The 12,884-nt window shown below is 68.7% G+C and carries 10 protein-coding genes and 2 pseudogenes; 5 read left to right on the plus strand and 7 right to left on the minus strand.

What is annotated here, in order from left to right; all coding sequences use genetic code 11:
• Positions 1 to 8: 8 nt before the first annotated feature.
• The 4 genes from C1707_RS05425 to C1707_RS05440 all read right to left on the minus strand — a co-directional run bounded on the left by C1707_RS05425 (position 9) and on the right by C1707_RS05440 (position 3,338).
• Positions 9 to 824, minus strand: coding sequence for an enoyl-ACP reductase FabI (locus C1707_RS05425; protein WP_101715247.1), 816 nt, complete (start codon positions 822 to 824; stop codon positions 9 to 11).
• An 86-nt stretch (positions 825 to 910) separates the two neighbouring features.
• The gene (fabB, locus tag C1707_RS05430; protein WP_101715246.1) at positions 911 to 2,125 is read right to left on the minus strand and encodes a beta-ketoacyl-ACP synthase I; all 1,215 of its coding nucleotides are present in this window, start codon (positions 2,123 to 2,125) and stop codon (positions 911 to 913) included.
• 71 nt (positions 2,126 to 2,196) lie between these two features.
• Positions 2,197 to 2,712, minus strand: coding sequence for a 3-hydroxyacyl-[acyl-carrier-protein] dehydratase FabA (fabA, locus tag C1707_RS05435; RefSeq protein ID WP_058348531.1), 516 nt, complete (start codon positions 2,710 to 2,712; stop codon positions 2,197 to 2,199).
• A gap of 86 nt (positions 2,713 to 2,798) precedes the next feature.
• Positions 2,799 to 3,338, minus strand: coding sequence for an SH3 domain-containing protein (locus C1707_RS05440; protein ID WP_101715245.1), 540 nt, complete (start codon positions 3,336 to 3,338; stop codon positions 2,799 to 2,801).
• Positions 3,339 to 3,411: 73 nt separating this feature from the next.
• Here C1707_RS05440 and C1707_RS05445 point away from each other — a divergent pair, with 73 nt between their 5' ends.
• Complete coding sequence (locus C1707_RS05445) at positions 3,412 to 4,398, plus strand: 2-hydroxyacid dehydrogenase (protein ID WP_101715244.1); 987 nt, start codon at positions 3,412 to 3,414, stop codon at positions 4,396 to 4,398.
• Positions 4,399 to 4,514: 116 nt separating this feature from the next.
• Entirely contained in the window at positions 4,515 to 6,581 is a 2,067-nt protein-coding gene (locus tag C1707_RS05450) for an alpha/beta hydrolase family protein (RefSeq protein WP_123170720.1), read from the plus strand.
• Between the two features lie 124 nt (positions 6,582 to 6,705).
• On the opposite strand, the pseudogene C1707_RS05455 reads toward C1707_RS05450, so the two are convergent.
• Positions 6,706 to 8,219 (minus strand): annotated as a pseudogene (locus C1707_RS05455) (acetyl-CoA hydrolase/transferase family protein).
• Between the two features lie 131 nt (positions 8,220 to 8,350).
• Positions 8,351 to 9,088: a HesA/MoeB/ThiF family protein gene (locus C1707_RS05460; protein WP_164467287.1), complete on the minus strand. Its 738-nt coding sequence runs from the start codon at positions 9,086 to 9,088 to the stop codon at positions 8,351 to 8,353.
• A gap of 5 nt (positions 9,089 to 9,093) precedes the next feature.
• On the opposite strand from C1707_RS05460, the gene hslV reads away from it, so the two are divergent.
• A complete protein-coding gene (gene hslV, locus C1707_RS05465) occupies positions 9,094 to 9,693 on the plus strand; it encodes an ATP-dependent protease subunit HslV (RefSeq protein WP_161934963.1) in 600 nt (199 codons plus the stop codon).
• Between the two features lie 13 nt (positions 9,694 to 9,706).
• Here the strand turns inward: hslV and C1707_RS27125 are convergent.
• Positions 9,707 to 9,866 (minus strand): annotated as a pseudogene (locus tag C1707_RS27125) (hypothetical protein); the annotation flags it as partial.
• A 24-nt stretch (positions 9,867 to 9,890) separates the two neighbouring features.
• Between C1707_RS27125 and C1707_RS05470 the strand changes: the two are divergent.
• A complete protein-coding gene (locus tag C1707_RS05470) occupies positions 9,891 to 10,730 on the plus strand; it encodes a DUF4440 domain-containing protein (protein WP_101715240.1) in 840 nt (279 codons plus the stop codon).
• On the plus strand, positions 10,727 to 12,022 hold the full coding sequence (hslU, locus tag C1707_RS05475; RefSeq protein WP_101715239.1) for an ATP-dependent protease ATPase subunit HslU: 1,296 nt from the start codon (positions 10,727 to 10,729) through the stop codon (positions 12,020 to 12,022). Before C1707_RS05470 ends, hslU begins: the two co-directional genes overlap by 4 nt.
• Positions 12,023 to 12,884 lie beyond the last annotated feature (862 nt).

Consider the following 12,884-nt stretch of genomic DNA (forward strand, 5'->3'; position numbering starts at 1 on the left):
GAAGGCGATCAGCCCTCGACTTCGTCGGGCATGCCCATCATGTGGAAGCCAGCGTCGACGTGGACGACTTCGCCCGTGGTCGAGCGGCCCAGGTCCGAGACCAGCCACAGGGCGGCGCCGGCGACGCCTTCCATCGAGGTGTCTTCCTTCAGGGCGCTGAAGGCGCGGCCCTGGGCGATCATGCCGCGGCCGCCGGAGATGCCGGCCAGGGCCAGGGTGCGCATGGCGCCGGCCGAGATGGCGTTGCAGCGGATGCCCTTGGGACCCAGGTCGCGGGCGATGTAGCGGGTCGCCGCTTCCAGGGCGGCCTTGGCCACGCCCATGGTGTTGTAGTTCGGGATGGTCCGCTCCGACCCCAGATAGGTCATGGTGATCAGCGAGCCGCCGTTCGGCATGATCTTGGCGGCGCGCTTGGCCACGTCGACGAAGCTGAAGGCCGAGATGTTCATCGCCGTGAGGAAGCCCTCACGGGTGGTGTTGTCGACGAACGAGCCCTTCAGCTCGTCCTTGTTGGCGAAGGCCACCGAGTGCACCACGAAGTCGATCGCGCCGAACTTCTCCTCGATGGCGGCGAAGGCCGCGTCCATCGAGGCGTCGTCGGTGACGTCGGCCGGGATCAGGGTGGTCACGCCGATGCTCTCGGCCAGCGGGCGCACGCGGCGCTCCAGCGCCTCGCCCTGGTAGGTGAAGGCCATCTCGGCGCCCTGGGCGGCCAGCTGGCTGGCGATGCCCCAGGCGATCGAGTTGTGGTTGGCCACGCCCATGACCAGGCCCTTCTTGCCCGCCATCAGCTCGCCCTTGGGGAATGCGTAGTCGTCGGCCATCGCTTGGCTCCTTGGATCTTGCATCGCTGGTTAGCAGGCGGCGTTCCGCTTCGGAACCCGCCCGCCCCGGCGTGTCTGGAAAACGATCAGTCGACCTGGCCGAAGATCAGCGTGCCGTTGGTGCCGCCGAAGCCGAAGCTGTTGGACATCACCGTGTCGAGCGGCTTGTCGGCCCGCTCGCGCAGGATCGGCAGGTCGGCGAACTCGGGGTCGAGGGTCTCGATGTTGGCGCTCTCGGCCGCGAAGCCGTTCTTGAGCATCAGGATCGAGTAGATCGCCTCCTGGGCGCCGGCCGCGCCCAGGCTGTGGCCCGTCAGCGACTTGGTCGACGAGATCAGCGGCGCCTTGTCGCCGAACACCTCGCGCACCGCGCCCATCTCCTTGCTGTCGCCGACCGGCGTCGAGGTGCCGTGCGGGTTCAGGTAGTCGATGGCGCGGCCGCCAGCGTCGGCCATGGCCAGCTTCATGCAGCGGGCCGCGCCCTCGCCCGACGGGGCCACCATGTCGTAGCCGTCGGAATTGGCGGCATAGCCGATCAGCTCGCCGTAGATCTTGGCCCCGCGCGCCTTGGCGTGCTCGTATTCTTCCAGCACCACGATGCCGGCGCCGCCGGCGATCACGAAGCCGTCGCGGTCCTTGTCGTAGGCGCGGCTGGCCACGGCCGGACGGTCGTTGAAGTTGGTGCTCATGGCGCCCATGGCGTCGAACAGGTTCGACAGGGTCCAGTCCAGCTCCTCGCAACCGCCGGCGAAGACGATGTCCTGCTTGCCCAGCTGGATCTGCTCGGCGCCCGCGCCGATGCAGTGGGCGCTGGTCGCGCAGGCCGAGCTGATCGAATAGTTGATCCCGCGGATCTTGAACCAGGTCGACAGCACCGCCGACGGACCCGAGCTCATGGCCTTGGGCACCGCGAACGGGCCGATCCGCTTGGGACCCTTTTCCTTCGTCGTGGCCGCGGCCTCGACGATGACGCGGGTGGACGGGCCGCCCGAACCGACGATCAGGCCCGTGCGCTCGTTGGAGATGTCGCTCTCCTCGAGCCCGGAATCCGCGATCGCCTGCTCCATGGCGATGTGGGCGTAGGCCGTGCCGGGCGCGAGAAAGCGCGCGGCCCGGCGATCGACCAGGCCTTCCCACTCGATCTTCGGAGCGGCGTGCACCTGGCAGCGGAAGCCCAGCTCCGCGTACTCGGGCGCGGCGACCACGCCCGACTTGGCCTCGCGCAGCGAAGCCAGCACCTCGTTGGCGTTGTTGCCGATGGACGAGACGACGCCCAGTCCCGTGACGACGACGCGACGCATATCAGTACCTCTTTCTCCCCGATCCGCCGGAGCCAGCTCTTTTGACAAGAACGGCTAGCCTGTCGGTTGGATCAACCCGCCATCTGCTCGGCCGTGAACAGGCCGACCTTGAGGTCCTTGGTTTCGTAGATCACCTTGCCGTCGGCTTCCATGACGCCGTCGCCGATGCCCATGACCAGCTTGCGCATGATCACGCGCTTGAGGTCGATCTTGTAGACGACCTTCTTGACCTCGGGGGTGACCTGGCCGGTGAACTTCACTTCGCCCACGCCCAGGGCGCGACCGCGGCCGGGAGCGCCCGACCAGCCCAGGAAGAAGCCGACCAGCTGCCACATGGCGTCCAGGCCCAGGCACCCGGGCATGACGGGGTCGCCGATGAAGTGGCAGCCGAAGAACCAGAGGTCCGGCTTGATGTCGAACTCGGCTTCGACATAGCCCTTGCCGTACTTGCCGCCCTCGGATTCGATCCGGACGATGCGATCGAACATCAGCATCGGGGGCACGGGCAGCTGGGCGTTGCCGGGTCCGAACATTTCGCCCCGGCCGCAGGCCAGGAGCTCTTCGAAGGTGTAGGCGCTCTTTTGCATGCGAACGCCCCTAGCACGGCGCCGGGGCGGGCCTCAATGTTACATTCGGCGACAATTGGTGAGAGCAGCGCCGAAAGAGGCCAAAATCAGCGCCCCTCCGGACACTGCAGAGCCTCCTTGGCCCCCCAGATTTCGTCTTCCGGGGCCCAGCCCGACGCGCCGTCGGCCTTCAGGCGGCACCAGCCCTTTTCGCACTTGTCGAGATTGGCCACCGAGCGGCCGGCCAGATAGGCGCTGATCCGCGACTCCGCCTTGGGCGAGGCGCGCAGGGGCAGGGGGCTGTCCTGCACCCGCATGGCCGTGCGCCGGCCGTCGGTGGTGCGCTTGTGCACCCAGGCCAGGCCGCCTTCGGGATCGCAGATCCGCCGCCACTCGCGGGTTTCGGCCACCACCTGAACCGGCAGGCCCTTGACCTTGTAGATCCACAGCAGCCGATGCTGCTCGTCCGGGCCCTGGCGTGCGTTGACCTCGCCGTACTTCAGCACGACGTAGCGCGGCACCGGCAGGCCCGACGGGGTCGTGGCCGGCGCCTGGGCGAGGGCGGGACCCGCCAGCAGCGAGGTCGCGGCCACGAGACCGCCCAGCGCCATTCCGCACAGCGAACGATGTTTGCATTTCACCGGCATGTTGCTTGGCCGCTTCCGGCCCCTTTGCTACAGATTTCCAACGCCCGTCAGGGAAAGGCTTTTCGGACCGCCCATGCCTGCCCGCAAGCTCAAAGTCGTCGTCACGCGCAAGCTGCCCGATCCGGTCGAGACGCGCATGTGCGAACTGTTCGACACCGAACTGAACCTGTCCGACAAGCCGATGACCGCCGACGAGCTGGTCGACGCCATGGGACGGGCCGACGTGCTGGTGCCGACCATCACCGACCGCATCGACTCGCGCCTTCTGTCGCGATCCGGCGAGCGGCTCAAGCTGATCGCCAATTTCGGGGCCGGGGTCGACAACATCGACGTCGCCACCGCCAACGCGCGGGGGATCATCGTCACCAACACCCCCGGCGTGCTGACCGAGGACACCGCCGACCTGACCATGACCCTGATCATGGCCGCCGCCCGCCGCGTCGTCGAAGGCGCCGAGGTGGTCAAGGCCGGCGAGTTCCAGGGCTGGTCGCCGACCTGGATGCTGGGCCGCCGCCTGTGGGGCAAGCGCCTGGGCATCGTCGGCATGGGCCGCATCGGCCAGGCCGTGGCCCGCCGCGCCAAGGCCTTCGGCATGCAGGTGCACTATCACAACCGCAAGCCCGTCAGCCCGCGCATCGCCGAGGAGCTGGGCTGCACCTACTGGGAAAGCCTCGACCAGATGCTGGCCCGGATGGACATCATCTCGATCAACTGCCCGCACACCCCGGCCACCTACCACCTGCTCTCAGCCAGGCGCTTGAAGCTGCTGCGGCCGCACGCCATCGTCGTCAACACCGCCCGCGGCGAGGTCATCGACGAAGGGGCCCTGGCCAACATGCTGGCGCGCGGCGAGATCGCCGGCGCGGGCCTGGACGTCTACGAGCACGAGCCGGCCATCAATCCCAAGCTGCTCAAGCTGCCCAACGTGGTGCTGCTGCCGCACATGGGCTCGGCCACGGTCGAGGGCCGCATCGACATGGGCGAGAAGGTGATCGTCAACGTGAAGACCTTCATGGACGGGCACCGGCCGCCCGACCGGGTCATTCCCGCGATGCTGTGACCGCCCTCCGGGCGATCTCATCTTGCAATTGCAAAGCTTGCCGAAACTCGCGATTTTGAGAGCTCGCGGGACATTGGGCTCGCGCCTGTAACCTTCAGTGCGACCGGGGGGCCGCCTTGCTTACTCGCCGTCTCGTGATCGCGGCCGCTTCGGCGACGCCGATCGCCATCGACCATGCCTTCGCCGCCGACGCCAAGGGCGTCGAGGCCAAGACCGAAAAGCCTCAAACCGACAGGCCAAAGACCGACAAGGCCGTCGTCGTCCCGCCCAGCGTCGACGAGCTGCTGCGGGGCGCCGAAGTGCTCGACACCGCCCTGTCGCCCAACGGCTCGCGCGTGGCCATCCTCGTGGAGCAGAAGAAGGGCGACAAGACCAACGCCCTGATCATCTTCTACGAGACCGACGGCAACGAGGAATCGATCAAGCCGGTGCAGCTGGGCGAAACCGTCGTCGACCAGGTGGAATGGGCCAACGAGGAGCGCCTGCTCATCTGGGTGCGGATGACCAAGGACCCCAAGGGCCACGCCCAGGGCCTCTATTTCTACGGCGAGTTCATCCCGATCCCGGTCCGCCGCATCCTGGCCATCGGCGCCGACGGCAAGGACCCCGTGGTGCTGTTCAACAACCAGAAAGGGGTGATGAAGCGGCAGTTCAATCTGGCCAACGTGGTCGACCGGATGAACACCGACCCCAAGCGGATCCTGATGCAGATCTGGGACACCGTCACCGAGTGCGAGACCCTCTACCTGGTCGACGTCTACACCGGCGAGGCGACGCAGCTTGAGCGCGGCGCGCCGTCGACCGACGGCTGGTATACCCAGAACGGCGTGCCGGTGATCCGCTACGACTCCAACGCCCGCGGCACCGTGGTCAGCGTCATGGTGCGCGCGCCCGGCGAGAAGGCGTGGAAGCTCTACAAGAAGGTTCGCCGCAACGAACTGAAGAAGCTGTCGGATCTCGAATTCGTGGCCCCGACGCCCGAGCCGGGCGTGCTGCTGATGCTGTCGACGGACGAGGGCGCCGACATGCCCGCCATCCGCAAGTTCGACACCCGCTCGATGACCGTCGGCGAGGTGGTCGCGCACGACGACAAGCGGCCGATCCAGGGCATGTTCGTCGACGAAAGCTACAAGGCGCTCAGCATCTCGGTCAGCGACGACCGCAGCAACCACCGCTTCCTCGATCCGAAGCTGGCGGCCCACTACAAGGGCGTGAACGCCTATTTCGGCGACGAGTGCAACGTCAGCCCCTTCGACGTCAGCGCCGACCACAAGCGGTTCATCTTCTTCGTCAGCGGGCCCCGCCATCCCGGCGCCTTCTGGCTGTACGACGTGACCCGGAAGGACCTGCGTCTGCTGGGCGACAAGCGGCCTTGGCTGGCGCAGGAGCGCCTGGCGCCGATGAAGGCCCTGCCGATCAAGACCCGGGACGGCCAGACGATCACCGCCTACCTGACGACGCCGGTGATCGCGTCCGACAAGCCCCGGCCGATGGTGGTGCTGCCGCACGGCGGGCCCGAGGTGCGCGACACCCTGAGCTTCGACCTGTTCGCCCAGGCCCTGGCCGCCCAGGGCTGGCTGGTGCTGCAGCCCAACTTCCGCGGCTCGGGCGGCTACGGCAAGGCCTTCGCCAACGCCGGCCGCAAGCGCTGGGGCGATCTGATGCAGGAGGACGTGGAGGACGCCGTCGCCCAGGTCGTGGCCTCGGGCGTCGCCGATCCGGCCCGCATCGCCATCTGCGGCATCAGCTACGGCGGCTACGCGGCCCTGATGGGCGCGGTGCGCCGTCCCGACCTCTACAAGGCCGTGGTCTCGATCGCCGGCGACGCCGACCTCGTCGAGAGCCTGGCCTTCTCGAAGGCCGAGGACGGCTCGGATTCCGACGCCTACGCCTACTGGTGCAAGACGATCGGCGATCCCCGGGCCGACAAGGCCATGCTGATCGCCGCCTCGCCCTCCGAACGCGCCGCCGAGATCAAGGCCCCGGTGCTGCTGATCCACGGCACCGAGGACACCATCGTCACGCCCAAGCAGTCCAGGATCATGGCAAAGGCCCTGAAGACCGCCGGCAAGCCGTGCGAGCACGTCGAGATGAAGGGCGTCGGCCACCGCGACTGGTCGGACGACAACTGGAAGCTGGTGCTGACCAAGTCGATCGAGCACATCCGCAAGGGGTTCGCCTGAGAGGGGCTCCGGCGAAGCCGCAAATCGCTCGTCATCCCGGCCGCAGCGTCCCGGGTCTACGGTCTGCTTGAGCCGACCTTCGTCCGGGATGACGGTTTGAAGTCGATAGGCTTCGGAGCCCCCCTCAGCCCCGCATGTCCCCCGTCTCCATGAACCGCTGGTGCCACGACAGCGCCTCGCCCGGCAGGGTCGGGGTCTGGCGGCCGTAGGCGCCCAGCTGGGCGCGCTGGAAATAGTCCTCCAGGGCCGGGCGGAAGTCGGGGTGGGCGCAGTTGTCGATGATCACCCGGGCGCGCTGCTTGGGCGACAGGCCGCGCAGGTCGGCCAGGCCCTGCTCGGTGACGATCACCTGGACGTCCTGGTTGATGTGGTCGACGTGGCTGACCTGCGGGACGATGGCCGAGATCTTGCCGCCCTTGGCCGTCGACGGGGTCATGAAGATCGACACATAGGCGTTGCGGGCGAAGTCGCCCGAGCCGCCGATGCCGTTCTGGATGCGCGAGCCCATCACGTGGGTCGAGTTCACCGCCCCGTAGATGTCGGCCTCGATCAGGCCGTTCATGGCGATGCAGCCCAGGCGGCGGATCAGCTCGGGATGGTTGGAAATCTCCTGCGGCCGCAGGATCATCTTGTCGCGGAAGCTAGCCATGTCGGCGTTGAGGCCGGCGGCGGCCTCGGGGCTCAGCGAGAACGCCGTGGCCGAGGCCATGCGCAGCTTGCCGGCCGCCAGCAGGTCGAGCATGCCGTCCTGGATCACCTCGGTATAGGCGGTCATGTTCTCGAACGGCGCGTCCACCAGGCCGGTCAGCACGGCGTTGGCGATGTTGCCCACGCCCGACTGCAGCGGCAGCAGCGAGGCGGGCAGGCGGCCCATCCTCACCTCGTGGGCGAAGAACTCCAGCAAGTGGCCGGCGATCGCCAGGGCCGAGGCGTCGGGCGCGGCGAAGGGCAGGTTGCGGTCGGGCGCGTCGGTCTCGACCACCGCCACCACCTTGCTGGGATCGACCCGGAAATAGGCCTCGCCGATGCGGTCGTCGGGCTTCACCAGCGGGATCGGCACGCGGGCAGGGGCAGGGCGGTGCCGTAGTAGATGTCGTGCATCCCCTCCAGCGCCGGGTTCTGCCAGCGATTGACCTCGAGGATGATCTTCGAGGCCCGGTCCAGCCAGGTCTTGTTGTTGCCCACCGACGAGGACGGGATCAGCGAGCCGTCGGCGCGGATGCCCGCGATCTCGACCACGGCGGTGTCGAGCGGTCCCAGGAACCCCTGCCAGGCCATCGGGGCGACCTGGGAAAGGTGCATGTCGAAATACTCCATCTCGCCGCGATTGATCTTCTCGCGGGCGATGGGGTCGGAATTGTAGGGCAGGCGGAACTCGACGCCGTCGGTCTTGGCCAGGGCGCCGTCCAGCTCGGGGCCGGTCGAGGCGCCGGTCCACACCTTGACGCGGAACTTGTCGCCCGCCGCGTGGGCCGTCTCGATGCGCTCGGCCAGGGCCATCGGCACGGCCTTGGGATAACCCGAGCCGGTGAAGCCGCTCATGCCGACGGTCGAGCCGGGCTCGATCAGGGCGGCGGCGTCCTGCGCGCTCATGACCTTGGCCGCCAGGCCGGGGTGGGCGATGCGAGAGGTGGTCATCGGTCTTCTCCCTTGGCCGACCGGCGCAAAGGGGGAGGTCCGCCGGGACCGGCGGCCCGCAACCTAGACCAAACGATCCGCCGGCTCGACCCCGTAAAGCCCCGTAGGCACAAGGTTTTCGCCGAACGGCGCTATGCCCCGCAGGCGGGACATCCAGGGTCGGCGCCGATGCGCACCGTGCGGGTCTCGGCCGCCAGGGCGTCGTAGATCAGCAGGCGCCCCGACAGCGGCCGGCCGGCCCCGGCGATGACCTTCACCGCCTCCAGCGCCATCATCGAGCCGATCACCCCGGCCAGGGCCCCGACCACGCCGACCAGGGCGCAGGTCTCGGCGTCGGGCGGAACCTCGGGCACCAGGCAGCGATAGCAGGGCTGGCCGTGGAATACGCCCACCTGGCCGGTCCAGCGGCCCAGGGCCCCGCTGACCAGGACCTTGCCCTCGGCCAGGCAGGCGTCGCTGACGGCGAAGCGGGTGGAGAAATCGTCGGTGCCGTCCAGCACGAGGTCGTAGCCGGCCACGATCTCGCGGGCGTTCGAGGCGTCCAGCCAGACGGGGTGGGGGACGACCGTGACGTTCGGATTGAGCGCCCCCAGATGTTCGGCGGCCGCCGCGACCTTGGGCTTGCCGACGTCGGCCTCGGCGTAGAGCACCTGGCGCTGCAGGTTCGACAGCGATACCTCGTCGGCGTCGGCGATGCCGATGGTCCCGACGCCCGCCGCCGCCAGATAGAGGGCGGCCGGCGCGCCCAGGCCGCCGGCTCCGACGATCAGCACCCGCGCCGCCTTGAGCTTCTGCTGACCCGGTCCGCCGATCTCGCGCAGCACCAGATGGCGGGCGTAGCGCTCGACCTCGCGTTCCGAAAAGCTCATGGCGCTTGACCCTCCAGGCCGGCCTCGCCACATGCGAAGCCATGCAAAGCTCGAACTCGTTCCCCGACTGGCACGGCACAACCATCCTCGCGGTGCGCAAGAACGGCCAGACCGTGATCGCCGGCGACGGCCAGGTCTCCATGGGCCCAACCGTCGTCAAGGGCAACGCCCGCAAGGTCCGCCGCCTGGCCGGAGGCGCGGTCGTCGCCGGCTTCGCCGGGGCCACGGCCGACGCCTTCACCCTGATCGAGCGGCTGGAAGCCAAGCTCGAGCAGTATCCCAACCAGCTGGCCCGGGCCTGCGTCGACCTGGCCAAGGACTGGCGCACCGACCGCTACCTGCGCCGGCTGGAAGCCATGCTGCTGGTGGCCGACAAGGACGCCATCTACACCGTCACCGGCGTCGGCGACGTGCTCGAGCCGGGCGAAAGCCCCGGCGGCGGCGCGGTGGCCGCCATCGGCTCGGGCGGCAACTACGCCCTGGCCGCGGCCAAGGCCCTGATCGACCAGGACCTGACCGCCGAGGAAATCGCCCGCCGCGCCATGGCCATCGCCGCCGAGATCTGCGTCTACACCAACGGCAACCTGACGGTCGAAGGGCTGTAGGCCTCTTCAAGTCGTCATCCCGGACGGCCGAAGGCCGATCCGGGACCCGGGGGACCGGGCTCCGCGCCAGGGTTCACCGCCCAGGCGGCAGCCAGCGGCAGCGCAGCGGCCCCTGGGTCCCGGCTCTCCGCTTCGCTGCGGCCGGGATGACGATTAGAGTGGACCAGATACAAGCTGGCGCTCGAGGACCCGACACCATGCTCAAGTTCCTGCCCCCCGCGCTGATCGCCGCCGCCATCGCCGGTCCGGCCATCGCCCAGGAGATCTCGGCCGCGCCGGTCGAGGCCGCCGAGCGGGCGTTCGCGGCCGACGGTCTGGCGCTGGGGATCAAGGGCTCGTTCCTCAAGCACATGGCCGATGACGCCATCGTCTTCGCCCCCGGCCCGGTCAACGCTCGCGAGCTCTACGGCAAACGGCCGGGGACCAACGAGCCCAGGCTGTTCTGGTGGCCGCAGAAGGTGGTGATCGCCCGCTCGGGCGACCTTGGCCTGTCCTTCGGCCCCTGGAGCATCGACGACAGGCGCGGCGGCTACTACGCCACCATCTGGCGCAAGGGCGCCGACGGCGAATGGAAGTGGGTCTATGACGGCGGAGCCGAGGCCGATCCCGGCAAGGCTCCCGGTCCCGACGCCGCCGCCCAGGTCGGGCCCGTGGCGCCGGCCGGCGCCGAAAGCCAGGCCAAGGGCTTCGAGGAGGCCCGCGACGCCGAGGCCGCCCTGGCCTTGGCCGCCTCCACCGACGCGGCGGTCGCCTACAAGGCCGTGCTGGCGAGCGACGCCTGGCTGCTCGGTCCCAAGGGCTCCAAGACCCTGGCCGGCGACGACCTTTCGGCGCGCCTCGCCCTGCGTCCGGCCTCGATCGCACTGCGCCCGCAGGGCGGCGGGGCCTCGGGCGCCGGCGACCTGGTCTGGACCCACGGCGAGGCCAGTTGGAGCGGACCGGATAACAAACCCGTGGCGGCGCACTATATGCACGTCTGGCAAAGGCGCGCCGAAGGCTGGCGCCTGATCTTCGAGACCCTGATCAACGACACATGACCGAGTTCTCCCCCCGCGAAATCGTCTCCGAACTGGATCGCTTCATCGTCGGCCACGCCGAGGCCAAGCGCGCCGTCGCCGTGGCCCTGCGCAACCGCTGGCGTCGCCGCCGCACGCCGGCCGACCTGCAGGACGAAATTACCCCCAAGAACATCCTGCTGATCGGCCCCACGGGCGTGGGCAAGACCGAGATCGCCCGCCGCCTGGCCAAGCTGGCCCAGGCCCCGTTCCTCAAGGTCGAGGCCACCAAGTTCACCGAGGTCGGCTATGTCGGCCGCGACGTCGACCAGATCGTCCGTGACCTGGTCGAGAGCGCCCTGGCCATGGTCCGCGACAAGCGCCGCGCCGGCGTGAAGGCCAAGGCCGAAGCCGCCGCCGAGGACCGCATCCTCGACGCCCTGACCGGCCCCGGCGCCACGGCCGCCCGCGACAGCTTCCGCAAGAAGCTGCGGGCCGGCGAGCTCGACGACAAGGAAATCGAGCTGCAGCTGGCCGACAACGGCGGCGGCGGCATGTTCGAGATCCCCGGCCAGCCGGGCGCCTCGGTGCTGAACCTCGGCGAGATGATGAAGTCGTTCGGCGGCGGCCGCACCAAGACCCACAAGACCACGGTCTCGGGCGCCTGGGCGCCGCTGATCGCCGAGGAGAGCGACAAGCTGCTCGACCAGGAGGCCCTCACTCAAGAGGCCCTCGCCCTGGCCGAGAACCACGGCATCGTCTTCCTCGACGAGATCGACAAGGTCGCCAGCTCCTCGCAGCGCGGCGGCGCTGATGTGAGCCGCGAGGGCGTGCAGCGCGACCTGCTGCCGCTGATCGAGGGCACGACGGTGTCGACCAAGTACGGGCCGGTGAAGACCGACCACATCCTGTTCATCGCCTCGGGCGCCTTCCACGTGGCCAAGCCGTCGGACCTGCTGCCCGAGCTGCAGGGCCGCCTGCCGATCCGCGTCGAGCTGAAGGGTTTGTCGCGCGACGACATGCGCCGCATTCTCACCGAGCCGGAAGCCAACCTGCTGCGCCAGCATCAGGCGCTGATGGCAACCGAGAACCTGACCCTGGTCTTCACCGACGAGGCAATCGACGCCCTGGCCGACGCCGCCGTGGCCGTCAACGCCTCGGTGGAGAACATCGGCGCCCGCCGCCTGCAGACCATCATGGAAAAGGTGGTCGAGGAGATCAGCTTCACCGCCACCGACCACGGCGGCGAAACCGTCACCATCGACGCCGCCTACGTGAACGAGCGGGTGGGAACCCTGGCGGCCAACGCGGACCTCAGCCGCTACATCCTGTAGGCCGAGGCGCTTCCGAGGATCCTCCCCCTCTGGGGGAGGTGTCGCCAAAGGCGACGGAGGGGGGACGTTTTCAGCTTCCGAGGTAGTGGAAGGCTTCCCACCGATAGCCTCCCTCACAGACACAGGCTCGCCCCACCCCCGTAAAATCCCCGCGAACGCGGGGACCCAGGCGTTTTATCGTCGAGCGCCGCGCGTTTCAGAAAAAGCCTGGGCCCCCGCGTGCGCGGGGGTTTTACGGAATTGGGAACTGCCGACGGGGATCCAGCCCCGTCCATCCTCTGCGTTCAGCGAAAACTCCTGAACACGATCAGCGACTTGCAACTTTCTCACGCTCATGGATCAGACGGATCCAACCCGCCCGCATAATCACTGCATCCCGTCGCAGGGAGAGGGCGCAAGGATCCGGCCCGAAGCGTGCGACGCGGATGCGATCGAGCGGGGCTGAGGGAGCGGCGTGAGCCGGGCCTGAAGGCTTAAATGAGGATGGGGGACGTAAACCCATCCATCGGGAAGCTGCCGACCTATGGCTTCCCGCCCGCCCAAGGGTCCGCGCCTAGCACGCACTCCTGGCCGTCAAGAAACGGGGAGCTCTGCGTGGGGAAGGGGCACAAGGCGGAAGAGGCCTGCGCGCCCCGGCCTGAGGAATAACGATCGCGCGGGGCGTCTATGCTTCGTCGAAACGGTACTTGAAACAAACACATCCGGGCGAGGCCCGGACGCCCCGCGCCCTCTCCATCAGCTCAGCGGCTTGCCGCGTGAGGCGGGAAACTCGTGTCCAGAGACCCTCCCCCTGAAGGGGGAGGTGGCCCGAAGGGCCGGAGGGGGAAGTCCCTGATGAACTCAGCACATCCCCCGACACCAG

This window comes from Caulobacter flavus, from assembly GCF_003722335.1.
GTDB classification, from domain to species: Bacteria; Pseudomonadota; Alphaproteobacteria; order Caulobacterales; family Caulobacteraceae; genus Caulobacter; species Caulobacter flavus.